The 25851-nt window shown below is 72.8% G+C and carries 27 protein-coding genes; 14 read left to right on the top strand and 13 right to left on the bottom strand.

Going from position 1 to position 25851, the window contains the following annotated elements:
* Positions 1 to 3 precede the first annotated feature (3 nt).
* Positions 4 to 522, bottom strand: a complete 519-nt coding sequence (locus QUG98_RS08880; protein ID WP_289470198.1) for a gluconokinase — start codon at positions 520 to 522, stop codon at positions 4 to 6.
* Positions 522 to 2093: a GntP family permease gene (locus tag QUG98_RS08875; RefSeq protein WP_289470197.1), complete on the bottom strand. Its 1572-nt coding sequence runs from the start codon at positions 2091 to 2093 to the stop codon at positions 522 to 524. Before QUG98_RS08875 ends, QUG98_RS08880 begins: the two co-directional genes overlap by 1 nt.
* Positions 2094 to 2350: 257 nt before the next feature.
* Between QUG98_RS08875 and QUG98_RS08870 the strand changes: the two genes are divergently transcribed.
* Positions 2351 to 3061 (top strand): FadR/GntR family transcriptional regulator, encoded by a 711-nt coding sequence (locus QUG98_RS08870; RefSeq protein WP_289470196.1) that lies wholly within the window; start codon positions 2351 to 2353, stop codon positions 3059 to 3061.
* 121 nt (positions 3062 to 3182) lie between these two features.
* Here QUG98_RS08870 and QUG98_RS08865 read toward each other — a convergent pair whose 3' ends face one another.
* The 5 genes from QUG98_RS08865 to QUG98_RS08845 form a co-directional block, all read right to left on the bottom strand.
* A complete protein-coding gene (locus tag QUG98_RS08865; RefSeq protein ID WP_289470195.1) occupies positions 3183 to 3791 on the bottom strand; it encodes a GNAT family N-acetyltransferase in 609 nt (202 codons plus the stop codon).
* 50 nt (positions 3792 to 3841) lie between these two features.
* Positions 3842 to 4522 carry a uracil-DNA glycosylase gene (locus tag QUG98_RS08860; protein ID WP_289470194.1) on the bottom strand — a complete coding sequence of 227 codons (681 nt, stop codon included), beginning with the start codon at positions 4520 to 4522 and terminating at the stop codon, positions 3842 to 3844.
* A gap of 5 nt (positions 4523 to 4527) precedes the next feature.
* Positions 4528 to 5247: a Type 1 glutamine amidotransferase-like domain-containing protein gene (locus QUG98_RS08855; RefSeq protein ID WP_289470193.1), complete on the bottom strand. Its 720-nt coding sequence runs from the start codon at positions 5245 to 5247 to the stop codon at positions 4528 to 4530.
* Positions 5244 to 5777: a phosphoribosyltransferase gene (locus QUG98_RS08850; RefSeq protein ID WP_174234737.1), complete on the bottom strand. Its 534-nt coding sequence runs from the start codon at positions 5775 to 5777 to the stop codon at positions 5244 to 5246. The genes QUG98_RS08855 and QUG98_RS08850 overlap by 4 nt, the downstream gene beginning before the upstream one ends.
* A gap of 120 nt (positions 5778 to 5897) precedes the next feature.
* Positions 5898 to 6737: an SDR family oxidoreductase gene (locus QUG98_RS08845; protein ID WP_289470191.1), complete on the bottom strand. Its 840-nt coding sequence runs from the start codon at positions 6735 to 6737 to the stop codon at positions 5898 to 5900.
* Between the two features lie 71 nt (positions 6738 to 6808).
* On the opposite strand from QUG98_RS08845, the gene QUG98_RS08840 reads away from it, so the two are divergent.
* A complete protein-coding gene (locus QUG98_RS08840) occupies positions 6809 to 7906 on the top strand; it encodes an acyltransferase family protein (RefSeq protein WP_289470190.1) in 1098 nt (365 codons plus the stop codon).
* 19 nt (positions 7907 to 7925) lie between these two features.
* Here the strand turns inward: QUG98_RS08840 and QUG98_RS16610 are convergent, their stop codons facing one another.
* Entirely contained in the window at positions 7926 to 8204 is a 279-nt protein-coding gene (locus QUG98_RS16610) for a DivIVA domain-containing protein (protein WP_434533426.1), read from the bottom strand.
* A 288-nt stretch (positions 8205 to 8492) separates the two neighbouring features.
* Here QUG98_RS16610 and QUG98_RS08825 point away from each other — a divergent pair, with 288 nt between their 5' ends.
* From QUG98_RS08825 to QUG98_RS08800, 6 genes are all read left to right on the top strand, one after another.
* Positions 8493 to 9839, top strand: coding sequence for a bifunctional o-acetylhomoserine/o-acetylserine sulfhydrylase (locus QUG98_RS08825; protein WP_289470189.1), 1347 nt, complete (start codon positions 8493 to 8495; stop codon positions 9837 to 9839).
* A gap of 170 nt (positions 9840 to 10009) precedes the next feature.
* Positions 10010 to 11209, top strand: coding sequence for a homoserine O-acetyltransferase MetX (gene metX, locus QUG98_RS08820; RefSeq protein WP_289470188.1), 1200 nt, complete (start codon positions 10010 to 10012; stop codon positions 11207 to 11209).
* A gap of 330 nt (positions 11210 to 11539) precedes the next feature.
* Entirely contained in the window at positions 11540 to 12697 is a 1158-nt protein-coding gene (locus tag QUG98_RS08815; protein WP_289470187.1) for a sensor histidine kinase, read from the top strand.
* Entirely contained in the window at positions 12694 to 14016 is a 1323-nt protein-coding gene (locus QUG98_RS08810; protein ID WP_289470186.1) for a hypothetical protein, read from the top strand. Before QUG98_RS08815 ends, QUG98_RS08810 begins: the two co-directional genes overlap by 4 nt.
* Positions 14017 to 14112: 96 nt before the next feature.
* Positions 14113 to 14784 carry a response regulator gene (locus tag QUG98_RS08805; protein ID WP_137767531.1) on the top strand — a complete coding sequence of 224 codons (672 nt, stop codon included), beginning with the start codon at positions 14113 to 14115 and terminating at the stop codon, positions 14782 to 14784.
* Between the two features lie 273 nt (positions 14785 to 15057).
* The gene (locus tag QUG98_RS08800; protein WP_289470185.1) at positions 15058 to 15585 is read left to right on the top strand and encodes a hypothetical protein; all 528 of its coding nucleotides are present in this window, start codon (positions 15058 to 15060) and stop codon (positions 15583 to 15585) included.
* Positions 15586 to 15639: 54 nt separating this feature from the next.
* Here the strand turns inward: QUG98_RS08800 and QUG98_RS08795 are convergent, their stop codons facing one another.
* Positions 15640 to 16905 carry an MFS transporter gene (locus QUG98_RS08795; protein ID WP_289470184.1) on the bottom strand — a complete coding sequence of 422 codons (1266 nt, stop codon included), beginning with the start codon at positions 16903 to 16905 and terminating at the stop codon, positions 15640 to 15642.
* A gap of 340 nt (positions 16906 to 17245) precedes the next feature.
* Positions 17246 to 17464 (bottom strand): hypothetical protein, encoded by a 219-nt coding sequence (locus QUG98_RS08790; protein WP_289470183.1) that lies wholly within the window; start codon positions 17462 to 17464, stop codon positions 17246 to 17248.
* 98 nt (positions 17465 to 17562) lie between these two features.
* Here QUG98_RS08790 and QUG98_RS08785 point away from each other — a divergent pair, with 98 nt between their 5' ends.
* On the top strand, positions 17563 to 17742 hold the full coding sequence (locus tag QUG98_RS08785) for a hypothetical protein (protein WP_289470182.1): 180 nt from the start codon (positions 17563 to 17565) through the stop codon (positions 17740 to 17742).
* Positions 17743 to 17752: 10 nt separating this feature from the next.
* Here the strand turns inward: QUG98_RS08785 and QUG98_RS08780 are convergent, their stop codons facing one another.
* Together QUG98_RS08780 and QUG98_RS08775 are read right to left on the bottom strand one after the other, a co-directional pair.
* On the bottom strand, positions 17753 to 18061 hold the full coding sequence (locus QUG98_RS08780; RefSeq protein ID WP_289470181.1) for a thiamine-binding protein: 309 nt from the start codon (positions 18059 to 18061) through the stop codon (positions 17753 to 17755).
* On the bottom strand, positions 18058 to 19371 hold the full coding sequence (locus QUG98_RS08775; protein ID WP_289470180.1) for a hypothetical protein: 1314 nt from the start codon (positions 19369 to 19371) through the stop codon (positions 18058 to 18060). The genes QUG98_RS08780 and QUG98_RS08775 overlap by 4 nt, the downstream gene beginning before the upstream one ends.
* 61 nt (positions 19372 to 19432) lie before the next feature.
* On the opposite strand from QUG98_RS08775, the gene QUG98_RS08770 reads away from it, so the two are divergent.
* Positions 19433 to 20149: a YceI family protein gene (locus QUG98_RS08770; RefSeq protein WP_289470179.1), complete on the top strand. Its 717-nt coding sequence runs from the start codon at positions 19433 to 19435 to the stop codon at positions 20147 to 20149.
* A 283-nt stretch (positions 20150 to 20432) separates the two neighbouring features.
* Here QUG98_RS08770 and QUG98_RS08765 read toward each other — a convergent pair whose 3' ends face one another.
* Positions 20433 to 21293: an ADP-dependent NAD(P)H-hydrate dehydratase gene (locus tag QUG98_RS08765; protein ID WP_289470178.1), complete on the bottom strand. Its 861-nt coding sequence runs from the start codon at positions 21291 to 21293 to the stop codon at positions 20433 to 20435.
* A 24-nt stretch (positions 21294 to 21317) separates the two neighbouring features.
* On the opposite strand from QUG98_RS08765, the gene QUG98_RS08760 reads away from it, so the two are divergent.
* From QUG98_RS08760 to QUG98_RS08745, 4 genes are all read left to right on the top strand, one after another.
* Positions 21318 to 21956 (top strand): HAD family hydrolase, encoded by a 639-nt coding sequence (locus QUG98_RS08760; RefSeq protein ID WP_289470177.1) that lies wholly within the window; start codon positions 21318 to 21320, stop codon positions 21954 to 21956.
* Positions 21953 to 23035, top strand: a complete 1083-nt coding sequence (locus tag QUG98_RS08755; protein ID WP_289470176.1) for an NADH:flavin oxidoreductase/NADH oxidase — start codon at positions 21953 to 21955, stop codon at positions 23033 to 23035. The genes QUG98_RS08760 and QUG98_RS08755 overlap by 4 nt, the downstream gene beginning before the upstream one ends.
* 216 nt (positions 23036 to 23251) lie before the next feature.
* Complete coding sequence (locus QUG98_RS08750; protein ID WP_289470175.1) at positions 23252 to 24685, top strand: hemolysin family protein; 1434 nt, start codon at positions 23252 to 23254, stop codon at positions 24683 to 24685.
* A 23-nt stretch (positions 24686 to 24708) separates the two neighbouring features.
* Positions 24709 to 25779, top strand: coding sequence for a hemolysin family protein (locus QUG98_RS08745; protein ID WP_289470322.1), 1071 nt, complete (start codon positions 24709 to 24711; stop codon positions 25777 to 25779).
* Positions 25780 to 25851 lie beyond the last annotated feature (72 nt).

Here is a 25851-nt window from a genome sequence, read left to right as displayed (position 1 = left end):
CCTTCAGCGGTCGGCTCCGAGCCCCAGCCGGGCCACGACGTCCGCGCTCTCCTCGTCCGGCGAGCGCTCGGACGAGACCGTCAGGTGCGCCTCGTCCGGCTGGGGCGGCTCGAGCGTCGCCAGCTGCGAGGCGAGCAGCGACGTCGGCATGAAGTGTCCCGCCCGGGCGGCCATCCGCTGCTCGACGAGCGCGGGATCGCCGGCGACGTGCACGAACACCACCCCGGGAGCCCGCAGGACGTCGCGATAGGAGCGCTTCAGCGCCGAGCACGTGACGACCCCCGGGACCCCGTCGGCCAGGTGCGACCGGATCCACTCTGCGATCGTCCCGAGCCACGGCCAGCGGTCCTCGTCGGTGAGCGGGGTGCCGGCCTCCATCTTCGCCACGTTGGCGGCCGGGTGCATGTCGTCGCCCTCGGCGAACTCCCACCCGAGGCGGTCGGCCACGGTCGCCGCGAGCGTCGACTTGCCGGAACCCGAGACGCCCATGACGACGAGGACGCTCGGAGCGGTGCCCGCCATCAGAAGAACACCCCCGCGATGAGCACGCCGACCAGACCGATCACCGAGATGAGGCACTCGAGCACCGTCCACGTCTTGAACGTCTGCCCGACCGTGGTGCCGAGGTAGCCCTTCACGAGCCAGAAGCCCGCGTCGTTCACGTGCGACAGGAACACCGAGCCGGCACCGATCGCGAGCACGAGGAGCGACGTCTCGGGCGTGGACAGGTCGGCCGCGATCGGGGCCATGATGCCCGCGGCCGTGACCGTCGCGACCGTCGCCGACCCCGTGGCGACGCGCACCAGGGCGGACACCACCCAGGCCACGAGCAGCACCGAGATGCCGGACTCCTGCACCGCGTCCGCGATCACGCCGCCGATGCCGGTGTCGATGAGCACCTGCTTGAACCCGCCACCGGCACCGACGATGAGCAGCACGCCGGCGACCGGGGGCAGGGCGTCCTCGAGGGACTTCGCGACGGCGCTGCGGTCCATCCCGCCGCCGATCGCGAAGAAGACCATCGCGAAGACGGTCGCGATGCCGATCGCGATCATCGGGGTGCCGAGGAAGTCGAGCAGCGACACCCAGCCGCCGGCGGCATCGGGTGCGACCGCCTCGCGGACCGCCTGGGCGAGCATGAGCACGACCGGCAGCAGGATGCCGACGAGCGCGACGGTGAACGACGGGCTGCGCGGTTCGCTGATCACGCGGGTGAAGTCGCTCTTGCCGTTCGGCAGGGACGCGGTGTCCTGCGTTGCGGGGCCGCGGCGTGCCTCCCGGCCGGCGTGCGCGGGGTCCGACGGGCCGGAGCCGCCGGACGGTCCGGAGCCGGATCCGGAGCCGCGCGAGCCGAACATGTCGGGCGCCGGGATGTCGACCCAGCGGGCGGCGAAGCGCGCGAAGACGGGACCGGCGAGAATGATCACCGGGATCGCCAGGACGATGCCGAACGCGAGCGTCGTGCCGAGGTTCGCGCCGACCGTGGAGACCGCGACGAGCGGGCCGGGGTGCGGCGGGACGAAGGCGTGCATCGTGGAGAGGCCGACCAGTGCGGGGACCGCGATCTTCATGATCGGGACACCGCTGCGCTTCGCGACGAGCACGATGATCGGGATGAGGAGCACCAGGCCGACCTCGAAGAACATCGGCAGGCCGATCAGTGCGCCGATGAGCGCCATCGTCCACGGCAGCGCGGCCTTCGACGATCGACGGACGAGGGTGTCGACCACACGGTCCGCGGCGCCGGAGTCGACGAGCATCCGCCCGAACATCGAGCCGAGGCCGACGAGGATGCCGACGCTCGTCATCGTCGCACCGAAGCCGTTGCCGAAGCTCGTCACCGTCTTGTCGGGGGCGAGCCCCGCGCCGATGCCGACGCCGAGCGCGCCGATCGTCAGCGCGACGAACGGGTGCACCTTGAGCCACGTGATGAGCACGATGATCACCACGATGCCGAGCAGGGCGGCGACGATCAGCTGCCCGATCGGGCCGGACGGGTCGACCGTCTGCGTGCCGCCGCCCTCGGCCGCCAGGACCGTGAGCCCGTGCAACGCGTCGGCCGGCGCCGTTCCTCCGGTGGGTGCGTGAGGCATCTGTGCCCCTTCCTGGAGCCGCTGCCTCGCGGCTCCGTCGCCTTCGTGTGCGTCTGCTGGTGGTGACGCGCGGGTGGCCGTTCGGGGCGGCCACCCGGGCGGCTGCGCAGCCGCCCAATAATCTGATAAATCAGACTGTACAACGATCTGCCGCGCGGCACCCACCCTGCGGCGCAGTCTGCCGCTTCGATGGAGACCGCGTCACAGGGACCGCTCCCCGGCGCGCAGCCGTCCCGCACAGCACGACCGGAGGAACGATGACCACCGCCCGCGGACTCCACGCACACGTGCTCGAGACCCTCGGGCAGCGCATCGTCGACGGGGACCTGTCCGCAGGCACGGTCGTCCGACCGGAGCTCGTCGCGAGCGAGTTCGGCGTGTCCCGGTCCGTCGTGCGCGAGGCCCTGCGCGTCCTGCAGTCCCTCGGACTGGTCGAGCCCCGGCAGCGCGTCGGCACCCAGGTGTTGCCCGTGACCTCGTGGGAGCTCCTCGCGCCGACCGTCATCCGGTGGCGCGGCGCCTCACCCGCGTACTTCGTGCAGCAGCGGGAGCTCCTCGAACTCCGACTCGGCGTGGAGCCCGTGGCGGCGGCGCTCGTCGCGGGCGCAGCGGGCCGGGGTCCCTCGGGCGAGGCGGTCCTGCTCGCCGCGCGGGACATGCTCGACGCCTGCGCCCGCGAGGACAGCCGCGCCTACCTCGAGGCCGACGTCCGCTTCCACCGCGCGCTGCTGACCGGATCGGGCAACGCCGTCTTCACCCACTTCGCGGGGACCGTCGAGGCACTGCTGCGGACGCGGACCTCGGAGTCGCGCGACACCATCTCCCGCTGGACCCGCGACGCCGCCGTCCGGCACGAGGCGGTCGCGCTGGCGGTCGTCGCCGGGGACGCCGCCGCGGCCGGCGAGGCGGCCACGGCACTGCTGCGCGTCACGCGCGACGAGTTCATCGCCGAGGCGCCGGGCGCCTGACGGGCGGACGGGAGGCTCGTGGCGGCCCCGCCACGCGCCTCCCGTCCGACGCCGACCCACCTCGACCACGGCGCTCGCCTCGCGCGGGACTCCGCGGCCCACGCTCGACGCCGCCCGCGGGTCAGCGCCGAGCGCGCGCGAACAGCCGGGGTCCGCGCAGGCGGAGCCGCATCGTCACCGTGCCGAGCCACCGGTCGTACTTGAAGCCGACCTTGCCCATGCGGCCGACCTCCTCGAAGCCGAGCCGCTCGTGCAGGCGGATCGAGGCCTCGGCCTGCCGGTCGGCGATCACGGCGATGACCTCGCGGACACCGGCGGCGCGGCACTCCTCGAGCAGGGCCTCCATGAGCGCGCGCCCGAGACCCTTGCCACCCGATGCGGCACCGAGGTAGATCGAGTCCTCGACGACGTGGTTCGACCGGTCGCGGGGGTTCCACGGGTCGACCAGCGCGTACCCGAGGATCTGCCCCGACGGGTTCTCCGCGACGAGGAACGGCAACCCGCGGCGACGGACCTCGTCGTAGCGCTGCTTCCACCGGGCGAAGGTGAAGGCCGACGGGTCGAACGTGACCGAGGAGTTCCGGACGTAGTGCGTGTGGATCTCGCGGACGTCGGGGAGGTCACGCGGCTCGGCGGCGCGGATCGTGTACGAGAACGTCGCCTCGGCGGGCACGGGCGCCCGCAGGTGTCGCGGCAGGACACGGCGGCGCTGGTATTCCTCCTCGAGCACGGTCCGAGCCTACGGGGTGCGGTCCGGCCGGGGACGCTGCGCCGCGGCGGTCAGGCGGGGAGTCTCCAGTCGACCGGGTCCGCGCCCTGCTCGCGGAGCAGCGCGTCGACCTGCGAGAACGGCCTGCTGCCGAAGAAGCCCCGGGACGCGCTGAGCGGTGACGGGTGTGCGGACGCCACCACCGGGGTGTCGCCGAGCAGCGGGCGGACCGACGCGGCCTGCGCGCCCCACAGCACGGCGACCAGGGGCGTCCCCCGGGCGACGAGCGCCCGGACGGCCTGGTCGGTGACGGCCTCCCAGCCCTTGCCGCGGTGGCTGCCGGCGGCACCGGCCTCGACGGTCAGCACCCGGTTGAGCAGCAGGACGCCCTGCTCCGACCACGCCCGCAGGTCGCCGTGCTGCGGCGGGGTCGTGCCGAGGTCGTCGTGGAGCTCGCGGTAGATGTTCGCCAGGCTCCGCGGGACCGGCCGCACGTGCGGGTCGACCGCGAAGGACAGTCCGATCGGGTGCCCCGGCGTCGGGTACGGGTCCTGGCCCACGACGAGCACCTTCACGTCGTCGAAGGGCTGCGTGAAGGCCCGCAGGACGACGTCGCCGGCGGGCAGGTAGTGACGACCGGCGGCGACCTCGTCCCGGAGCCAGTCCCCCATCCGGTGCACGTCGTCCTCCACCGGCGCGAGGGCCTCGGCCCACCCGGGGTCCACGAGGTCCCGCAGCGGATGCGGCTGCACGGGGTTCAGGCGCCCATGGTCGCGACGGAGACGGTCTCGTCCCCCGCGACCACGCGCCAGACGCTGCCCGTCCCGCGGACCTCGAGCGCGCCCTCGCCGACGACCAGCGCGGTGTCCTCGTCGATCGCGAGCCCGGCCGTGACGAACTCGGCCTCGGCCGCGGCGATCAGCCGGGCGAGCGTGCCGGCCTGCACGGCGTGCACGTCGATCGTCAGGTCGACGAGCCCGAGCCCCTCGCGGAGCTCCACCTCGTCCAGCCCCTCGGACGAGTCCTGCGGGCAGACCTCGACGCCGCCGATGCGCCAGCCGCCGACGAGTGCCCGGTCGGCCGCGACCATCGCGCCGGCCGAGAAGCCGAGGTACGGCAGCCCGTCGGAGACCAGCAGCCGGATCTGGTCGACGAGCGGCTGGATCGCGTCGAGGTAGGCCGGGGTGACGCCGCCGCCGATCACCAGCGCGTCCACGTCGCTGAGGACGGTGGTGGCGAAGACCTCGCCCGCTGCGACCTCGGTCACCAGGACCTCTGCCTGCCGGGCGCCACCGAGCACCTCGGCGATGTCCGGGGTCGACGACGGGGTCGCACCGGACGGACCGGTCACGGAGAGCAGGGCGATCCGGGGCACGCTCCGGCCGACGGCGGCGGAGCGCGCGGTGGCCTCGGCCAGGAACGGGGCGGCGACGTCGGAGGCGACGAGGGGACCCCCGCCGACGAGGTGGATGCTCACGACTCGGCCGTCACCGGGGCGAGGGCGCTCCACGGGAAGGTGATCCACCCGTCGACACGACGCCAGACGTGGTCGGGCTCGAGCACGGTGCCGGGCTTCGAGTACAGGCAGGCGCTCCGGACGTCCGCGCCGGCGTTCCGGATGATGTCGACCACCAGGCGGAGGGTGCGCCCGGAGTCGGACACGTCGTCGACGACCAGGACGCGCTTGCCCGACAGGCTCGGTGCGTCGAGGGCGGGCGACAGGATGACGGGCTCGTCCAGGCGCTGCTCGACGTCGGTGTAGAACTCGACGTTGATGGAGCCGCACTCCTTGGTGCCGAGCGCGTAGGCCACGGCTCCGGCGATGATCAGCCCGCCGCGCGCGACCGCGACGACGACCTCCGGCTCGAAGCCGGACGACAGGACGTCCTTGGCGAGCAGCCGTGCCGCGTCGCCGAACTCCAGCCAACCGAGCACCTCGGGCCCGCTCGTCACGGTCACGGTCGAGGGCGCCTGCTCGGCGTGCCCGGGTTCGCTGCTGATCGGCATCCGCCCACGGTACCGGCAGGGAGCCACCCGCCGCGACCCGTGCGCCCACACCGCGCGCGCCGGGGCCGGTGCGCAGCCCCCACCGCCTGCGTCGGGACCGGGCGACCGGCCCGCAGCGCGTCAGCTCCTGGGCGTCAGCGGCCCACGGGCGAGCTTGTGCTGCGCGGACTGCGCGACCGGCCGCACCGTCACCAGGTCGAGGTTGACGTGCGCCGGCAGCTCGACCGCGTGCACGATCGCCTCAGCGACGTCCTCGGCGACGAGCGGGTCCGGCACGTCCGCGTACACCGCTTCGGCCTTCGCGCGGTCGCCCCGGAACCGCGTCAGGGCGAACTCGTCGGTCTTCACCAGTCCGGGAGCGATCTCGACCACGCGCAGCGGCTCCCCGTTCAGCTCGAGCCGCAGGGCGCCGACCAGCGCGTGCTCGGCGAACTTCGCGGCGTTGTACCCGCCGCCGTTCTCGTACGCCACGTGGCCCGCGGTGCTCGTGACCGTCACGACGTCCGCGACCCCCGCCGTGGCCGCGCGACGCCGGAGCTGCGGGAGCAGGGCGGCCGTGACGCGCTTCGTGCCGAGGACGTTCACCTCGAACATCGCGCGCCAGTCCTCGACGTCGGACTCCTCGACGCTCGCGGAGCCGAGGGCACCACCGGCGTTGTTCACGAGCACGTCCGCGCCGCCGAGTCCGTCCACCCGTTCGGCGAGCGCCGCGACGGCGTCGGCGTCGGTCACGTCGGCGACCAGGAACGAGGCGCCGGTCTCCGCGGCGAGCGCCTCGAGCTTCTCCTGCCGCCGGGCGACGGCGAGCACCTGCCAGCCGTGCTCGCGGAACAGCCGGACGGTCGCCGCCCCGATGCCCGAGCTCGCGCCGGTGACGACGGCGAGACGGTCGTCCGCGCGCCGATCGGCGGTGCCGGATCGCCCGGTGTCGGGACGCTCGGTGTCGGGACGTGCTGCCATGGGGTCCTCCTGGTGGTCGGGCCACCACCGTACCGAGGACGACGGACGACGATCGGGTAGCGTGACCGGCCATGACGACGGACGCCGCTCCCCCAGCGCCCTCGGCTCCGGCGACGCCGCTCGAGCCGGGCCGGTCGCCGCGGCGCATCCCGATGTGGGACACCGCACGGTTCGTCGCCGTCACGCTCGTGGTGATCGGGCACGCGATCCAGCGGCAGACGGCCGGCAGCGAGCACGCCCTGGCGCTCTACACCTTCATCTACGCCTTCCACATGCCGGCGTTCGGCGTCATCAGCGGGTACTTCTCGTCCGCCGCGACGCCGACGGCCGAGCGGATGCGCCGCACCTTCACGGACATCGTGGTGCCGTACATCGTCATGCAGACGATCTGGACGGTGGTGCAGGCCGTCGTCGAGGGTGGCAAGGAGTTCAACCCGACGAAACCGACGTGGACGCTGTGGTTCCTGCTGGCCCTGGGGATCTTCCGGCTGATCCTGCCGTACCTGGCGATCCTGCGGTGGCCGCTCCTCTGGGCTGTCGTGCTGAGCATCGGCGTCGGCTACCTCGACAACGTCGACTCGACCTTCTCGCTCGGTCGGGCCATCAGCCTGCTGCCGTTCTTCCTGCTCGGGTGGCAGGTGAAGCGGTGGGGCGTGTTCGACCGCTGGTACGAGGCACCCCGCCGGGTGGTGGTCCGCATCCGCGCGGTCGCGATCGCGGTCTTCGCTGCGTGGGCGGCCGCGTGCCTGTTGTTCATCCCGCAGTTCAAGGGCTTCGACCTGCACCACTGGTTCTTCTACGACGACTCGTACTCGGGGCTCGGCGAGGACGCCTGGTGGGCGGGCGGCGTCCGGCTCGGTCTGGTGCTGCTCGCCACCGTGCTGACGGCGTCGTTCCTGCTGCTCGTGCCGCGCCGGACGGTCTGGCTCACCCGGTTCGGTGCGGCGACGATGTCCGTCTACCTGCTGCACACGTTCGTGCTCTACCCGATCCGCGAGTCCGGGATCCTGGCCGGGGAGCACTCGGCGTGGCCGTACGTGCTGCTCATGGTCGTCGTGGCCTGTGCGGTGAGCCTGTTCCTGGCGCAGCCGTTCGTGCGGCGCGGCATGCGGTGGCTGCTCGAGCCGAAGGTCGACTGGCTGTTCCGCCGCGAGCCCGTCGAGCGCTGAGGAGCTGCCCGCCGTCGGCTCAGCGGCCGAGTGCCCGGAGCGCGACGACGACCTCGTCGAGGAAGTCGTCCACCTCGTCGCAGTCGTACCCGGGCTGCATCCGGGACCGACGGAAGCGCGACGCTGCGACGTCCTCAGGGGTCATCGTCCGCGCCCCGGTCGCCGGACGGTCGCCCTGCTCGGCAGCGGCGAACGTCGCCTGCACCCGATCCAGCAGGTCGTCGACGTCGTCCTGCGAGTACCCCTTGCGGAACATCGTCGGCTGGAACCGCTTGTCCGCCACGTCCTGAGCGCGCACGACGCTCCCCCTCTCGTCCCGTCCGATCCTGCCAGTCCTCACCTGGCGCGTCCGGGACCGCCGACAGCGGCCGGGAGGCGCGGCACGCCTCCGCCACGGGGCCTCGGTCGGTCAGCTGGCCGCGTCGGTGCGCGCCGGGCACGCGGTGCCCGCGCGTTACGTCGCGAGGCGGCCCCGCTGGTGCCCGCCCCGCCACCTGCGTAGCGTGACGGTCGTCGCGACGACGCCCCGGGCCTCCCGGCCGGACCGCCGCGACCCGTTGACGGACCGGACCCGACAGGAGCCCCGATGAGCACGAACGACGCAGCCGCCTGGCGGTTCGAGACCACGCAGGTGCACGCCGGCGCACAGCCGGACCCGACCACCGGGGCGCGTGCCACGCCGATCTACAAGACGACGTCGTACGTGTTCGAGAACTCGGACCACGCGCGCGACCTGTTCGCGCTGGCGCAGCCCGGCAACATCTACTCGCGGATCATGAACCCGACGAACGACGTCGTCGAGCAGCGCATCGCCGCGCTCGAGGGCGGCACGGGCGCGCTGCTGGTGTCCAGCGGGCAGGCGGCCGAGACCTACGCCGTGCTGAACATCGCCGGGGCCGGTGACCACATCGTGTCCTCGTCGTCGATCTACGGCGGCACGTACAACCTGTTCAAGTACACGCTGGCGAAGCTCGGCATCGAGACGACCTTCGTCGAGGACCAGGACGACCTCGAGGAGTGGCGCCGCGCCGTCCGCCCGAACACCAAGCTGTTCTTCGCCGAGACGATCGGCAACCCGCGGATCAACGTGCTCGACATCGCGGGCGTCAGCAGCGTCGCCCACGAGGCCGGCCTGCCGCTCATCGTCGACAACACGATCGCGACGCCGTTCCTGATCCGCCCGTTCGAGCACGGCGCCGACGTCGTGGTGCACTCGGCGACGAAGTTCCTCGGCGGGCACGGCACCGTGATCGGTGGCGTCATCGTCGACGGCGGCCGGTTCGCCTGGTCGGAGCACGCCGACCGCTTCCCCGAGTTCAACTCGCCCGACCCCTCGTACCACGGCGCGGTGTTCGCCCAGGCCGTGGGCAACGAACTCGCGTACGTCGTCAAGGCCCGGGTGCAGCTGCTCCGCGACCTCGGCGCGTCGAACTCGGCGGACACGGCGTTCGCGCTGCTGCAGGGCATCGAGACGCTGTCGCTGCGCATGGAGCGGCACGTGTCGAACGCGCAGGAGATCGCGGAGTGGCTCGACCGGCACCCGGAGGTGGCGTCGGTGTCCTACGCCGGCCTGCCGACCTCGCCGTGGTACGCGGCAGCGAACAAGTACGCGCCACGCGGGGTCGGGGCGGTGCTGTCGTTCGAACTGAAGGGCGGCGTGCCGGCAGGCAAGGCGTTCGTCGACGAGCTGCGGCTGTTCTCGCACCTGGCCAACATCGGCGACGTGCGCTCGCTCGTCATCCACCCGGCGTCGACCACGCACTCGCAGCTCACGCCCGAGCAGCAGCTGACCACCGGGGTCACCCCGGGGCTCGTGCGGCTCTCGGTCGGCATCGAGAACGTCGAGGACCTGCGTGCGGACCTCGAGGCGGGGCTCGCGGCGGCACGGGCGGTCTCGCAGGAGGGCCAGCGCGCCGAGCGACCCGCCCGCTGAGTCCGCCCTCCCGTCCTCCCGCGGAACGGAACATCGGCGACTGCTCGCAGTGCTGTACCGCTGCGAGCAGTCGCCGACGTTGCGTGGTGGGGAGCGGGACGGGCCGGCCACGCGCCGGAGGTGACGTAACACGGCGCGGGCGGGGCGCGCCTCCCGGCAGACTGGACACGATGGACTGGCAGACGATCCCCGAGGACTCGGTCCCGTCCACCCTCGTGCCCGGGACCGAGCTCGGCACGCTCGGCAAGCCGCCGGTGACCGGCGCCTGGCGCCCCGGCGACCACCCCGGTGCCCGGCAGTTCGCCGCGCTCGGCGAGCAGTGGGTGCGCGGCGGCCGCATCCCGTCGGTGCGCGTGGCCTACGAGACGTCGGGGGAGCTGAACGGCGCGCGGGACAACGCGGTGCTGCTGCTGCACGCGATGACCGGCGACTCGCACGTCGCCGGTCCCGCGGGGCCGGGACACCGCACGGCGGGCTGGTGGGGTGACGTCGTGGGACCCGGTCTGGCGATCGACACCGACCGGTGGTTCGTCGTCGCACCCAACATGCTCGGCGGGTGCCAGGGCACGACCGGTCCCTCGTCGGTCGCGCCCGACGGCGTCGAGTGGGGCTCGCGCTTCCCGTTCGTGACCGTGCGCGACCAGGTCGCCGTGCAGGCCCAGCTCGCCGACGTGCTCGGCATCGACGTCTTCGCCGCCGTCGTCGGCGGATCGATGGGCGGCATGCACGCGCTCGAGTTCGCCGTGGCACACCCGTCCCGGGTCGCCCGGCTCGCCGTCCTGGCGTCGACCGCGCAGACGACGGCCGACCAGATCGCGGCGAACTCGCTGCAGCGCGCCGCGATCCAGACCGACCCCGCCTACAACGGCGGCGACTACTACGAGGCCGATGCCGGCGAGGGACCGCACCGCGGGCTGTCGCTCGCCCGGCGGATGGCGCTCATGACCTACCGGGCGCCCGACGAGCTCAACGGCCGGTTCGCGCGGTCGTGGCAGAGCGACGTCTCCCCGCTCGGCGACGACGGCCGGTTCTCGGTGGAGAGCTACCTCGACTTCCACGGCAACCGGTTCACGCGGCGGTTCGACGCCTCGTCGTACGTGGCACTGACGCACGCGATGGACTCCCACGACGTCGGAGCCGGGCGCGGGGGCGTGTCGGCAGCACTGGCGTCGGTGACCGCCCGGACGCTCGTCGTCGGGGTGTCGAGCGACCGGCTGTTCCCGCTCGAGGACCAGCACCGGATCGCGGCGGGGATCCCCGACACGCTGGACGGCGACCGCGCGGCGGTGCTCGACAGCGAGTTCGGGCACGACGGCTTCCTCATCGAGCACGAGGCGGTCGGGGCGCACCTGCGTCGGCTGCTCGACTGATCGGACGCGTCCGCAGCGCCGCCGCCCGGGCGCGAGCGTGCCGTGCGGGTGTGTGCGGGCCGCCCGGGTGCGTGCGGGCCGTGCGGGTGCGTGCGGGCCGCCCGGGTGCGGGGGCCCCAGGGTGCGTGCCTGCCCCGCGGGCGCGTACGTGCCGCCGCCGCCCGGTTGCGTGCCCGCCGCCGAGGCGCCCGGCGGACCGATCTGTCCACACGGGCGCGCCGAACACCCCCCTACGGGTGGCCTGCGTGGAATGATGGCGACGGGTATCCCGCCCACAGGGTCCGGCGAACCACCGGACCCGACCGAACCGACGTCACCACCAGGACACCGATGGACTTCATCGCACAGGAACGCGACCGCTTGCTGCGGTCGACGACCCGTGTCGTCGGCGTCACCTGCGCACTGGTCTCGGTCGTCGGCATCGTCGCGTCGCTCGCGGTCCCGCTCGTCCCGCTGCTCGGCGCACTCGCCTGCATCGCCGTGCTCATCGCCGCGCTGCTCGTCTTCGGGACGAACGGGTCGACGTGGTGGACGGCACTCGCACTCGCGTCCGGCCTCGGCGCCCTGGCGCTGCTGCTGTTCGGCACCGACCCCGAGGTCCGCGCGGTCGTCGCCAGCGCCGTGGTCCCGCTGGCGGCCGGATCATTGTCCGCCCCGCTCATGGCGCAGCGCGGCGCCCCGGTCGGCCTCGCGATGACGATCGTCGCGGGTGTGCTGGCCGTCGGCGTCGTCGTGTGGGCCTCCGGCGGTCCGCTCTCGGGGCCGACTGCCGGGGTCGTCCTCGGCTGGGTGCTCGTCGCCGTCGTGGCGGTGTGGATCGCGCGGAGCATCCCACGCGTGGCCCGCCGCATCCAGAGCATCGGCACCGCCCACCGCGCGGAACGGCAGGCCAGCGAGACCGAGGCGCAGCGCCGCCAGGGCGCCCGCCTGCTGCACGACACGGTGCTCGCGACCCTGACCCTGTTGGCGCACTCCGGGGTCGGCGTGTCCGAACAGGCCATGCGCGAGCAGGCCGCCGAGGACGCCCGGCTCCTCCGCCACCTCCGGCTCGGGGCCACCCCGCAGCCGCAGCAGTCCGGCGACTACTCGCTCACCCGCGTCGAGGAGTCCCCGCTCGGCCAGACGCTCGAGTCGGTGAAGCAGCGCTTCGGCCGGATGGGGCTCGAGGTCAGCTGGCACGGCACCGGGCAGGTCCTGCTGCCGTCGAACGTCCTCGACGCGTTCCTGCTCGCGCTCGGCGAGTGCCTCGAGAACGTCCGCCGCCACGCCGGGGTCGGCGAGGCCCACGTCACGATCGTCCACGACCAGGAGACCGTCCGTGCGATGGTGACCGACGCGGGCGTCGGGTTCGACCTCGAGGCGGTGAGCGCCGAACGCCTCGGCTTCAAGGAGAGCGTCGTCAACCGCCTCCGCGAGGTCGGCGGCGACGCCAAGCTGTTCTCCGCTCCCGGCTCCGGCACCACCGTCGTCCTGGAGGCCCCGCGATGACCCGCTTTCCCGAGGACACCATCAGTCGCGGGCTGCCCGGCGAGACCGTGCAACCCGCGCCCCGCACCCGACGGGAGGCCCGCGAGCGCTACCGGGGCAGCGAACGACGGCAGGCACGCGGACTCCCCTCCACCTCGACCGGTGCCCGATCGCTCCGCCAGGCGGCCAAGCCCGGCGCGTCGCTCGGCGCCGGGTACCTCGGCCTCGGTGCCGCGGTCCTCACCGCGATCGAGGCCGTCGCGGGCATCGTCTTCTTCCTCGTCCGGCTGCCCGACTACTCGGACCCGTGGCTGCCCGCAGCCGCCTGGGCGCTCTACCTCGTCGCCGCCATCGGTGTCGGGCTGAGCCTGATGACCTACGGCGAGCGTCTCACGGGGACCGCGTTCGCCCTGATCTGCGCGGTGCTGGCGTGTGTCGTGACGCTCGACTTCGTCGGGATCCTCCCGGACCAGGACATCGCACACACCGCCAGCGCCTCGGTCGCCGCCGGGTTCGCCCTGCTCCCGGTGGCCACACTGCGCCCCGCCCGCGAGGTCGCCGCCGCCATCACGGTGCTCGGCCTCGGCTTCGCCGTCATGGCGCTCGTGTCGACGCCGATCACCCCGGCGACCCTGCCGGGCATCGTCTCGCTGCTGGCGCTGGTCGTGGTCCCGCCGTCGATCGCCCTGTTCGTGGTGCACCGCTTCCGCCAGCTCGTCCAGCGCGAGCTCGACCGGGTGCTCGTGCAGAGCAACGTCCAGGCGCCCCAGTTCGCCGTCGGCATGCTCGCCTCGGACGAACTCGCTCGGCTCGACCTCGCTGCCGAGAAGCTCCTCGACGCCGTCGCGAACGGCTCGGACCCGCTGCCGCTCTCGGACGCCTCGGCGTCGGTCGCCGCCTCGCTCGCGACGGAGCTCCGCCTGCACCTCATCGAGGGGCGCCGCGAGACCTGGCTGTACCACGCGATCACGGAGTCGGACCACCTCGGTCGCTCGGTGAGCGTCGCCGACCCGCAGTCCCTCGCCGGACACCTCAGCCCCGCCCAGCGGGACGGCCTGCTGCAGGCCCTCTGGCAGATGGTGGGCGACGGCCGCCCGGCGCAGCCCGGTGTCCCCGTCGTCTCGGTGACGCTCGGCCCGATCGGCTCCGACGGACACCCCGTCTCCGACGAGCGCATGGACGTGCCGATTGTGTTCGAGTCCCGCGGGGTCCCCCGACGTCGACTCGGCCCGACCACCTGGAGCGCCCTCCAGCGCATCGGCCCGTACACCGAGACGTTCCGCGACGGCGTGCTCCGCGTCGTCTCGCACTGCGTCGTCGACCGACACCCGTCGATGTAGTCGCGCGCGAACCGCCGGACACCCGGCCCACCTCCCCAGCCCGGACGGTCCCGACACCTAGGATCGGCGTGCACCGCCTTCGAGAAAGGACGCCTGATGGCGACTCCAGAGGAACCGATCCGACTCGCACTGGTCGACGACCACCGGATGCTCCTCGGCGCGCTGACGGAGTGGATCCGCAGCGCCGCCGACGACATCACGCTCGTCGCCGCCGTCACGACCTGGCCGGAGCTCCTCACGAGCCCGGCGTTCCCGGTCGACGTCGTGCTGCTCGACCTGGACCTCAAGGACTCCATCCCGGTCTCGCTGAAGATCTCGACGCTCAAGACCGCCGGCGTGAAGACCGTCGTGATGAGCACCTACTCGGAGCCGAACGTCGTCCGCGAGGCCCTCGCTTCCGGTGCCCTCGGTTACCTCGTGAAGAGCGAGGACGCGAACATGATCGTCGAGGCGATCCGTGCGGCGCAGCGCGGTGAGCAGTACGTCTCCGCCGAGCTCGACCTGGCCATCAACAGCGGCGACGTCGGCGGCGTGCCGAAGCTCAGCGCGCAGGAGCGCCGCGTGATGGCGCTCTACGGCGGTGGCGAACCGGTGAAGAGCGTCGCCTACCAGCTCGGCATCTCCGAGGAGACCGCGAAGAGCTACCTCAAGCGGATCCGCGAGAAGTACCGCGTGGCTGGCTTCGACGTCGGCACGAAGGTCGCGCTGCGGAAGCGCGCGATCACCGACGGCATCATCGTGCAGGACGGCAGCCCGGTCGGGCTCTGACCGCACAGGCACAGGTGCAGGTCGACCGGTCTGCGCCGCGAAAGCGACAGGCTCCCGCGAACAGTACGCGGGAGCCTGTCGCTTTCCCGGTGTCACCGACCGCCATGGAGCCGGTGACACCGCTCGGCGGGCCCCGGCGGAGCGTCGGCGCACGCGCCTGCGTCGGCACGGCAAGATGTGCTCGTGTCCGATCTCACTCGCCCGCGCGCAGCAGCCCGTCGGGCACGTGGGGTCGGACGGCACGCGCGCCGTTCCAGGGATCGACGTCCGCTCGTGCTCACCGTCCTGGCGCTGGTGGCGTACGTCGTCCTGCTCGTGCTCGTGATCGGGACGGCCACCGTGGCGGTGTCGCGCTACTCCGGGCGCGACGAACCGGTGCACTGGGGCAGCTTCCGTCTGACCGAGCCCGACTGTTCGCGGGACCGGAGCGGAGAGGTGTCCTGCGTCTGGTACGGCACGTGGACTCCGGACGACGGGTCCCGTCCGATCGGCGACGTCGAGTACGACGGAGGATCCCTGGACCCGGAGGACCCACCCGTCGGGGACGTTCGGACCGGCTACCGCGACAGCGACCTGCTCGACGCCGAGCCGGGCACCGTCTGGAACGCAGACGACATCGACTCGACCTGGGTCACCCCCGCCATCTTCGCCGGGGTCTGCGCCCTCCTGCTGGCGTTCCTGGTCTTCGACTGGGGCGATGCCGGACGACTGCGACGGCGGTGGCAGCGTCCAGGGCGGAGTCCGGACGGTGACCGGGCAGCGACGGTGGTGCACCGTCGCAGCCCGGAGTCCGGACGGTGACCGGGCCTCGAGCCCGATGGACCCGACCGGTGCCTCCCCCAGCACCGCGGTGTGTCAGGCCGTCGGCACCGGCGACGTGATCGGTCCGGTCGACGGCGACGACGACCGGAGTGCGGCGCGACGATCCGTCCGCCGCTCGACGCCGTAGCTGACCATCGTCACGAGCAGGCCGAGCAGTGCGAGGACGATGCCGAGCCATGCCGGCGCGAGGAACCCGAAGCCGGCGGCGATGACCGCCCCGCCGAGGGCTGCGCCGAGCGAGTTGCCGATGTTGAACGCCGAGTGGTTCAGGGCTGCGGCGATCGTCCGGGCGTCGCCGGCGACGTCCATGAGGCGCGACTGCACCGCCGGCGGGATCGCCGACGAGGTCGCGCCGAGCAGGAACGCGCCGAGGAACACGCCCCAGACCCACTGCGTCGTGAAGACCGTCACGAGGAGCGCCCCGATGAGCGCGAGCATCCCGATGTAGATCGTGCGCTTGACGCTGTGGTCGGCCAGGTGCCCGCCGAGCACCCCACCGACGACCATGCCGAGACCGACGACCACGAGCACGAGCGGCACGGCGGACTCGGGCAGCCCGGTGACGTTCTGCACGAGCGGCGAGATGTACGAGTAGACGGCGAAGAACCCGCCGAAGCCCACGGCCCCGAGGCCCATCACGATCCAGAGCTGCGGCGACCGGAACGCCCGGAGCTCACGTCCGATGGTGGCGTGCTCGTCGGCGGCGCTGCGCGGGACGAACGCCGCGACGGCCAGGAAGGTCAGGGCGAACAGCAGCGAGACCACGCCGTAGGCGATGCGCCAGCCGGCGTTCTGCCCGATCCAGGTGATCGCGGGCACGCCGACCACGTTGGCGATCGACAGGCCGAGCATCACCATCGCGATGCCCTTGCCGCGCTTGCCCGGGCCCATGATCTCGCCGGCGACGATGGAGGCGATGCCGAAGTAGGCACCGTGGGGAAGACCGGCGACGAAGCGCGCGACGAGCACGAGCCCGAAGTTCGGCAGGACGGCGCTCGCGACCGTGGCGAGCACGAAGCCGACGAGCAGCACGAGGATCAGACCCTTGCGCGGGAACGTGGCCGAGATCGCCGCGATCGTCGGCGCACCGACCACCACGCCGAGGGCGTAGGCGCTGACGAGCCAACCGGCGTGCGCGACACCGGCGGCGGGGTCGGCGGCGTACTGCGCGGGCAGCAGTGCCTCGGCGATGTTCGGCAGCAACCCCATCGCGACGAACTCGGTGGACCCGATGGCGAAGCCACCGAGGGCGAGGGCGATGAGGGCGAACGCGCGCTGCGTCGGCGTGGTGAGCGTCATGCGACCTGTCTGGATCGGGAGGAGCGTTGGTGGGGCGAGGGCCGGTGGTCCCGACGCGCGCCAGGACCCGGTTCGGGCCGTCACGTCTCGGGAGCACCCGCGCGGTCCTGCTGCTCTCGGAGTGAGCACGGCGGTGGCGCAGCAGTCGGACGGCGGCGGGATCAGCGACGGGGTCGGTCCGTGTTCGGCGTCGAACGGTCCGAGCACACCTGCAGCGGCCCGGTCCCAGCAGTGTAGACCGCTCCAAACGACCGACGGAAGACGCCGGGCCGAATCGATTCGACATCCGTGGAGGACGGCCGACCGGCGACCGCGGAGTCGCCACGGTGACGGGCGGGCCTCAGGCCGCGCGACGCTCCTCGTCCACGGACCCGGCCGCCACGGGCTCGGGCAGCTCGTCGCGGTGGACCCACCCGGACCCGCACTCGGTGCAGCTCGCCCAGGCGTTGCCGCCCTGCTCGTCGGTGTCGATGACGACCGTCTGCAGGTCGCAGTCGGGGCACCAGCCGTCGTGCATCATCACGCGCTCCTCGTCGTCGTCCCGGTCAGCTCGAACCACCGTGGCGGCTCGTTGGAACCCATGAGACACCCGACCACCGACACCACCGGGAGGCGCTCGGCGTGTCCCGCAGCTCCCAGCAGGCGTAGGATCGCCGCATGGGGTGGTGGATCGTGACCGGTGTCGTGTTGCTCGCTGCGGTCGGGCTGTGGCTGTGGATGCACCACCTGACGGACCTGGGCTCACGCTCGCGGCAGTACGAGGGCAGTGACCCCGAGATCGCCGAGGCCCTCCGACAGGCCGAGCGCGACCGCAACAACGGCCGCATGTACCCCTGACGACGACCGACTACTCGCCGAGTGCCGCCTCGAGCCGCTCGAGCTTCCCGTCGATCTCCCCCGTGTGCCCGGGGCGGATGTCGGCCTTGAGCACGAGCGACACCCGCGTGCCGTGGGCACCGACGGCCTCGGTCGCGCGCTTGACGACGTCCATCACCTCGTCCCACTCCCCCTCGACCTCGGTGAACATCGACGAGGTGCGGTTCGGGAGCCCGGACTCGCGGACGACCCGCACCGCCGCGGCGACCGCGTCGTGCACGGACCCGTCGGACGATGCCGAGAGACCACCGGACGGTGCGACGGAGAACGCGACGATCATGCGTCCATCCTGCCCCGGTCGACTCCCCCCTGCACCGACGACTCCGACTCCGGCGTCGACCTCGCGCCCGACGAGGCCGACGCACGCCCTGGTGAACGCCCCGACGACCGCCGGACGAGCCGCACCAGCACGACGACCGCCCACACCAGCACGACGACCTCGAGCACGTTCCGCACCGTGAGCACGGACACCATCCACGGGCGCACCGCGAGCAGCTGGTCGTAGAACCCCGGGTAGATCACCTGCGTCAGCAGCGCCAGGGGCAGCAGCCCGATCGCGACCGGCAGGAAGCGACGTGCGCTCGGGTACCCGGCGACGAGTCCCCACACGACGGGGACCGCGTACCACCCGACGTACTGCGGCGACCCGACCTTGTTCACCGCGATGAGCGTCGCGACGAACAGCAACGCGAGGACCGGCGCGACCTCGGTCCGTCGGGCACCCCGCCGGACCGCGAGCAGCGCGAGGACCACGCCGCCGACCACGAGCAGCGCCATCAGCGGCGTCGACAGGGCCGCGGCCGCGTGGGTGCCCGCGCCGGACACCTCGAACGTCAGGATCTCGCGGTCGTAGTACACCGCCGCGCCGGGCACGCCGAGCGCTGCAGCCCACATGAAGGGCGTCGCGAGCGGCGCCTCGATCTGCAGCGCCCGGTCGCTCTGCTCGCCCACGAAGGACAGCAGGTACGGCGCTCCCCCGTAGAGCACGTCGACGAGCACGATCAGCCCGGTCACGACGAGTGCCCCGGTCACGACCGCACCCCGGTGTCCCCGACGCAGCAGCACGAGGACGCCGACGAGTGCCGCCGGCCACACCTTCGTCCACGCCGCAGCGGTGAAGAGCGCCGATGCGACCGCCGGACGGGTCACGACGAAGGCGACCCCGACCAGGGCGACGGCGGTGGCCACGGTGTCGATCCGTCCGAGCGCGATCGGGCCGAGTGCGAGCAGGAACACGAGCCACCACCAGACGACCCGCACGCCGAACGCGCGGAACCGCCAGAGGAAGGCGCAGGCGACCGCATCGAGCAGCACCATGAGGGCGAGCCACCCCGTCGCGATCGCGGCCGTCCCACCGAGCGCCGCCGCGGCCATCGGCACGAGCGCGAACACCGGGTAGACCCAGTCGGTGTCGACGCCGACCCACGAGTGGTACATCCGCCCGACCTCGATCCACCGCCGGTAGGTGATGGTGACGTCGCCCAGCGGCTGGTTCGGCACGGTCGTGGCGAGCCACCACAGCACGGCGTGGACGACCACGAACACCACGGCGATCGAGACGCCCTCGACCCACCGGAACCGCTGCTGCACCGTGCGAGCGTAGCGGGCGGACCCACAGGCTCCCCTGAGGAGGACGTGTCACCGTTCCCGGGTGAACCCCGATCCCCGCCGTCGTCCCGCCACCAGCAAGCCCCTCGTCTGGGCGGGGATCGTCCTGCTCGTCGCGGTGCTCGCCGTCGTCGGTGTCGCCGTCGGCACGAACGTCTACACGTCGGGCGAGAACGCGAAGGCGTCGGCCGCACCCTCCGTCGCTGCGAGTCGCGCTCCGTCCACGCTCGACACGGCCGACCTCGCCGGCGACTGGACCGTGGGCGGGGACTCCGAGGCCGGGTACCGCGTCCACGAGGTCCTCAACGGCTCCGACGTCACCGTGACGGGCCGGACCGACAGCGTCACCGGTTCCGCGCGGGTCGAGGGGACGTCGATCACCGAGGCGACCGTGACGGTGCAGGTCGCCGACATCGCGACCGACTCCGCGCAGCGCGACTCGTACTTCCGCGACTCCGCCCTCGACGTCTCGGGCTTCCCGCAGGCGACGTTCACCCTGACCGAGCCCATCGCCGACGCGGTCCCGAGCGGCTCCGGCACGACCGAGGTCCGGGCCGACGGCGAGCTCACGCTGCACGGCGTCACGAAGGCGGTCCGGGCGGACCTGCAGATCGGGCTCGACGGCGACGGCGTCGCGATCTCCGGCACGGTCCCGATCACGTTCTCGGACTTCGGCGTGCAGGCCCCCGACCTCGGCTTCGTCAAGGTGGACGACACCGGCGCCGTCGAGTTCCTGGTGCACGCGACGCCCGCGTCCTGACGCGCCGGTCGGACGCGACCCCGCCCGTTCAGGCGACCCCTCGTCCCGACGCGCCCCACCACCGGCCGGGAGGCACGGCGCCAGCCCGCCCCGCGCCTCCCGTCCGGCAGCGGGTCACGTATCCGACACCGCACGCGTCGAACGACACGCGTCACGTCGGACCGTGCGCCCGCAACGGACGCGAACGCATCCTGCGACACCGTACGCGTCGATCGACGAGCGCGGTATCGCAAGCCGGCCTGCCCGGCCCGGCGCCCGCGCCCCTACGCGACCGACCGAGCGCCTACCCCCGCGCGTCGCCGTCGACGACCAGGTCCCGCACGACGCCGCCCAGCTGCTCGATCAACGCCGTCATCGTGAACGGACCACCCCGCGACGCCCGTCGCGCCGCGACCCCGTGCACCACCGCCGCCGTCGCCGCCAGGTGGGCGAGGTCCGACGGCGACAACGACCCGCCGGAGGCCTCCGCAGCGCCCTGCCTGGTGGCGACCAGCGCACCGAGCACCCCGCCGAGCACGTCCCCGGCGCCGGCCGACGCGAGCCACGGGGTCGCCGACGACGCCACGAGTCGCACCGACCCGTCCGGCGTCGCCACGTGCGTGTCCGACCCCTTGAGGAGCACCACGCTCCCGGTGCGCTCCGCGGCACGCAGCGCAGCCGAGGCCGGGTCTCGTTCGACGGTCTCGCGCGAGGTCTCGAGCACCGGGGCGAGCTCCCCCGCGTGCGGCGTCAGGACCGCGAGCGGACCGAGGTCGACGAGCGGGATCGCCCCGGCGTCGACCACGACCGGCACGCCGTCGTCCGACGCGTGCCCGAAGGCGTCCGCCGTCGCGGGGTCGAGCGCACCGAGGGAGTCGGCGGAGATGCCGGAGCCGACGAGCCAGGCCTGCACCCGCCCCACGCTCGAGACGACCTCGGGGCGGCGGGTGAGCACGTGGTCGGTCGCCCGCGCCGGCCCGACGTAGCGGACCATGCCCACGCCGGTGTGCACCGCGGCGTCCACGCCCATCACGGCGGCGCCCGGGTACCGGTCGGAGCCCGTCGCGACGCCGAGGACACCCCGGCGGTACTTGGTGGACTCGCCGTGCGGGGCGGTGGTCCAGGCGGCGGCGTCGGTCGGGGCGAAGGGGACGGAGTCGTTCACGACCGCCACGTTACGGTGGAGCGCATGAGCCTGTCCCTGCCCGGTCGCGTGGTGGTCTTCGACTACGGCGAGGTGATCAGCCGGACGCCGCACGGCGCGTGGGACACCCTCGTCGCGATGACCGGCGTGCCCGCGGACGAGCTCCTGCCGGTGTACCAGGAGCTCCGGCACGACCTCGACCGCGGCGACCTCACGGTGCTCGAGTACTGGCGCTCGATCGCGGCCAGGACCGGCCGGAGCTGGACCGTCGCCGACGTCCACCGGTTCTGGGCGGTGGACTTCACCGGGTGGTTCGAGGTCGACCCCGAGACCCTGGCGATCGTCGAGGAGCTGCACGACGCCGGCACACGCCTCGCCCTGCTCTCGAATGCCGGACGCGACTTCGGCGACCCGTACCGGTGGTCCCCGATGGGGTCGATGTTCGAGACGGTCGTGGTGAGCGCCGAGGAGCACGTCCTCAAGCCGGACGCATCCGTCTACCGCACGACGTGCGAGCGACTGGGAATCACGCCCCAGCAGATGGTGTTCGTGGACAACAGGGCCGAGAACGCCGCCGGCGCAGACGCGATCGGGGCGGTCGGTCACCACTTCACGTCGCCGGCCGGACTGCGGGCCTTCCTGCAGGACCTGGCGGCACGGACCACCGAAGGAGCACCCGCGTGACGCACGCCCTGTTCGACCCGATCACCATCCGCGACCTGACCGTCCGCAACCGGCTCTGGGTCTCCCCGATGTGCCAGTACTCGGTCGAGCAGCAGGACGGCGTCCCCACCGAGTGGCACCTCGTGCACCTCGGCGGGTTCGCCAAGGGCGGCGCGGGCGCGGTCGTCGTCGAGGCCGCCGGAGTCGTGCCCGAGGGCCGGATCAGCCCGCAGGACGTCGGGCTGTGGAACGACGAGCAGCGTGACGCCTTCCGACCGATCGTCGACTTCCTGCACGCGCAGGGGGCCGCCGCGGGCATCCAGCTCGCCCACGCCGGACGCAAGGCCTCGACGTACCGCCCCTGGTCCGAGACCTCGGGCAGCGTGCCGGAGTCCGAGGGCGGCTGGTCGACGGTCGCCCCGTCGGCGATCGCCTTCGACGGCTACGCGGAGCCGCGCGCGCTCGAGACCGAGGACATCCGCGTGGTCGCGCTCGCGTTCGCCGCTGCCGCCCGACGCGCGGTCGAGGCCGGCTTCGACCTGGTCGAGCTGCACGCGGCCCACGGCTACCTGCTGCACCAGTTCCTCTCGCCGCTGAGCAACCACCGCACGGACTCGTACGGCGGGTCGCTCGAGAACCGCGCCAGGGCACTGCTCGAGACGATCGACGCCGTCCGCTCCGAGGTCGGCGAGGGCTTCCCGGTGGTCGTCCGGTTCTCGGCCACCGACTGGGTGGACGGCGGGCTCACCGTCGAGGACACCGTGCAGGTCGCCCGCTGGGCCGCCGAGCACGGCGCCGACCTGGCGGACGTGTCGACCGGCGGCAACGTCGCGAAGGCGCCGATCCCGGTCGGCCCGGGCTACCAGGTGCCGTTCGCCGAGCGGGTGAAGCGCGACGCCGGCATCGGCACCATCGCCGTCGGCATGATCTCCACCGCGTTCCAGGCCGAGCAGGTCGTCGCCACCGGTCAGGCCGACGTCGTGATGGTCGGGCGCGAGTTCCTCCGTGACCCAGCCTTCGCCCTGCGCGCCGCCGCCGAGCTCGGCGTGTCGCTCGACTACGAGCCGCAGCAGTACCACCGCGCGCGCGTCACGGCGTAGGCCGGTCCGCGCGACGCGTGTCGCGCCTCCCGACCGATCACCTCGCACCGGTCGGGAGGCGCGGCGCACTTCCTGTACGTCCTCTCGGCTCCGACACCGCGCACCCGGTACGATGTCCCTCACTGTGGACGATCCTCCGAATTCCTCTTCGCCTTCCCACTCATCCGGCGCTCACTCGGTGAGCAGCCCCGCTTCCCCTGTGTCAGGGGGCGGAGAATGAGTCCCCTCGACATCGTCATGCTGGTCGGCGGCATCCTGCTGACCCTCGGTACCGGTGTCTTCGTCGCCTCGGAGTTCGCACTCGTGAACCTCGACCGCGCCGAGGTCGAGGCCCGCCGTGACCGCGGTGAGTCCGGCCTGGCCCCGGTCATCGCGGCGCTGAAGGTCACGTCGACGCACCTGTCGAGCGCGCAGCTCGGCATCACGCTCACGACGCTGTTGACCGGCTACCTGCTCGAACCGTCGATCGCGACCCTGCTCGAAGCACCGTTCCTCGCGATGCAGCTGCCGGCGGCGATCGTCGAGACGGTCGGCTCGATCGTCGCGCTCGTCATCGCGACGCTGCTCTCGATGATCCTCGGCGAGCTCGTCCCGAAGAACTTCGCGCTCGCGCTGCCGCTGCAGACCGCCAGGCTCGTCGTCCCGATCCAGGTCGCCTTCACGACGGTGTTCAAGCCTGCCGTCGCCGTGCTGAACGGCACCGCGAACGCCGTCCTGCGCTCGATGGGCATCGAACCCCAGGAAGAGCTGTCGGGTGCCCGGAGCGCCGAGGAGCTCAGCTCCCTGCTGCGCCGCTCGGCATCCGAGGGCTCGCTCGAGCAGGACACCGCGACGCTGCTCCAACGCACCATCGCCTTCTCGGAGCTCAGCGCGAGCGACGTGATGACCCCGCGGCCGCGCCTGTCGACCATCCGCGTCTCGGAATCCGCCGACGACGTCATCGCCCTCGCGCGCCGCACCGGGTTCAGCCGCTTCCCCGTCATCGAGGAGGACGCGGACGACGTCGTCGGCATCGTGCACGTCAAGCAGGCCGTCGCGGTCCCGCGCGAGAAGCGCCCCGAGGTGCCGGTGGGCGCCCTGATGACCGAGGCCGAGCGCGTGCCGGAGACCATGCCCGGCGACACCCTGCTCGCCGAGGTCCGGAGCCGCGGCTACCAGATGGTGATCGTCGTCGACGAGTACGGCGGCACCGCCGGCGTCGTGACGCTCGAGGACCTCGTCGAGGAGATCGTCGGCGAGGTGTCCGACGAGCACGACCGGGCGCGGATCGACGTCGTGCGCTCGCGCGGCTGGCTGACCTTCCCCGGTCTGCTCCGTCCCGACGAGCTCGAGGACCGCGCCGGCGTGACGGTCCCCGAGGACGGCCCGTACGAGACCGTCGGCGGGTTCATCATGTCCTCGCTCGGGCGCCTGCCCGTGGTCGGTGACGAGGTCGCGCTCGACGACGGCGTCTTCCGCGTCGAGCGGCTGGACGGCCGCCGGGTCGACCGCGTCCGCTGGACCCCGAACCACCCCGACCCCGTCCCGACGTCCGGGAGCAGCACGACCGGCAGCGCCGCGACCGGCAGGACCACCGCCGGCAGCACCGCCGACGCGCTGCGCCCGGCCACCGGGATCATCATCCCCGCCACGAAGGAGGGCTCCCGATGAGCGCCGCGTCCGTGCACGACGGCATGGTCGTCCTCGCCGCCGGTGAGTCCGCGTCGAGCAGCTCCGACTGGTGGGGCATCTTCTGGCTCGTCGTCCTGCTGCTCGGCAACGCCTACTTCGTCGCCGCCGAGTTCGCCGTCATCTCCGCCCGCCGATCGCAGATCGAACCGCGTGCCGAGGCCGGCTCCAAGGCCGCCCAGATGACGCTCGCCGCGATGGAGCACGCCACCCGGATGCTCGCGACCACGCAGCTCGGCATCACGGTGTGCTCGCTCCTCATCCTCAACGTGTCCGAGCCGGCGATCCACCACCTGCTCGAGGTCCCGCTCGGGCTGACCGGCTGGAGCGTCGAGGTGATCGGCACCGTGGCGTTCGTGTTCACGCTGCTGCTCGTCTCCTTCCTCCACGTGGTGTTCGGCGAGATGGTCCCCAAGAACATCTCGTTCTCGATGCCCGACCGCGCCGCGCTGCTGCTCGTCCCGACGCTCTGGTACATAGGCCACGCCCTGCACTGGGTGATCGTCGGCCTGAACGAGACCGCGAACGCCGTGCTCCGGTTGTTCAGGGTCGAGCCGAAGGACGAGGCCGTCAGTGCGTTCACCGTGGAAGAGGTCCAGACCATCGTCGAGCAGTCCCGCCGCGAGGGCACCCTGACCGACGACGGCAAGCTCGCCATGGCGTTCGAGTTCACGGAGAAGAAGGTCAAGGACGTCGCCGTGCCGATGTCCGACCTGGTCACGCTCCCCGAGGACGCCACCCCCGAGGACGTCGAGCGGGCGGTCGCCCAGCGCGGCTTCTCGCGGTACGTGCTCGTCGGCGACGACGGCGACCCGACGGGCTACGTGCACGTGAAGGACGTCATCGACCTGCGGCCGGACGAGTTCGACGCGCCGGTGCCCCCGAAGCGGATCCGGCAGCTCATCTCGCTGTACACGGACATGGACCTCGAGGACGCCCTCGCGACCATGCGTGCCGCCGGTCGTCACGTGGCACGCGCGTTCGACGCCGAGGGGCGGACGACCGGCGTGCTGTTCCTCGAGGACATCCTCGAGGAACTCGTCGGCGAGGTCGAGGACGCGACCCGGCGGCGGTGACCGCGAGCCCCATGCGGACGGGAGGCGCGGTGCCCGCTGGCACCGCGCCTCCCGTCCGGCCCGGGGTCGCGG

This window comes from Curtobacterium subtropicum, assembly GCF_030362975.1.
In the GTDB taxonomy this organism is placed as follows: Bacteria; Actinomycetota; Actinomycetes; order Actinomycetales; family Microbacteriaceae; genus Curtobacterium; species Curtobacterium subtropicum.
This window is presented reverse-complemented; position numbering and strand designations above follow the sequence as displayed.

What these genes read in the sequence shown, in the direction of transcription:
- QUG98_RS08750 (WP_289470175.1), top strand. Translation starts at nt 23,252, where the DNA reads ATGAGTCCCCTCGACATCGTCATGCTGGTCGGCGGCATCCTGCTGACC.
- QUG98_RS08870 (WP_289470196.1), top strand. Translation starts at nt 2,351, where the DNA reads ATGACCACCGCCCGCGGACTCCACGCACACGTGCTCGAGACCCTCGGG.
- QUG98_RS08745 (WP_289470322.1), top strand. Translation starts at nt 24,709, where the DNA reads ATGGTCGTCCTCGCCGCCGGTGAGTCCGCGTCGAGCAGCTCCGACTGG.
- QUG98_RS08850 (WP_174234737.1), bottom strand. Translation starts at nt 5,777, where the DNA reads ATGCCGATCAGCAGCGAACCCGGGCACGCCGAGCAGGCGCCCTCGACC.
- QUG98_RS08785 (WP_289470182.1), top strand. Translation starts at nt 17,563, where the DNA reads ATGGGGTGGTGGATCGTGACCGGTGTCGTGTTGCTCGCTGCGGTCGGG.
- QUG98_RS08880 (WP_289470198.1), bottom strand. Translation starts at nt 522, where the DNA reads ATGGCGGGCACCGCTCCGAGCGTCCTCGTCGTCATGGGCGTCTCGGGT.
- QUG98_RS08840 (WP_289470190.1), top strand. Translation starts at nt 6,809, where the DNA reads ATGACGACGGACGCCGCTCCCCCAGCGCCCTCGGCTCCGGCGACGCCG.
- QUG98_RS08805 (WP_137767531.1), top strand. Translation starts at nt 14,113, where the DNA reads ATGGCGACTCCAGAGGAACCGATCCGACTCGCACTGGTCGACGACCAC.
- QUG98_RS08815 (WP_289470187.1), top strand. Translation starts at nt 11,540, where the DNA reads ATGGACTTCATCGCACAGGAACGCGACCGCTTGCTGCGGTCGACGACC.
- QUG98_RS08795 (WP_289470184.1), bottom strand. Translation starts at nt 16,905, where the DNA reads ATGACGCTCACCACGCCGACGCAGCGCGCGTTCGCCCTCATCGCCCTC.
- QUG98_RS08875 (WP_289470197.1), bottom strand. Translation starts at nt 2,093, where the DNA reads ATGCCTCACGCACCCACCGGAGGAACGGCGCCGGCCGACGCGTTGCAC.
- QUG98_RS08810 (WP_289470186.1), top strand. Translation starts at nt 12,694, where the DNA reads ATGACCCGCTTTCCCGAGGACACCATCAGTCGCGGGCTGCCCGGCGAG.
- QUG98_RS08825 (WP_289470189.1), top strand. Translation starts at nt 8,493, where the DNA reads ATGAGCACGAACGACGCAGCCGCCTGGCGGTTCGAGACCACGCAGGTG.
- QUG98_RS08780 (WP_289470181.1), bottom strand. Translation starts at nt 18,061, where the DNA reads ATGATCGTCGCGTTCTCCGTCGCACCGTCCGGTGGTCTCTCGGCATCG.
- metX (WP_289470188.1), top strand. Translation starts at nt 10,010, where the DNA reads ATGGACTGGCAGACGATCCCCGAGGACTCGGTCCCGTCCACCCTCGTG.
- QUG98_RS08845 (WP_289470191.1), bottom strand. Translation starts at nt 6,737, where the DNA reads ATGGCAGCACGTCCCGACACCGAGCGTCCCGACACCGGGCGATCCGGC.
- QUG98_RS08760 (WP_289470177.1), top strand. Translation starts at nt 21,318, where the DNA reads ATGAGCCTGTCCCTGCCCGGTCGCGTGGTGGTCTTCGACTACGGCGAG.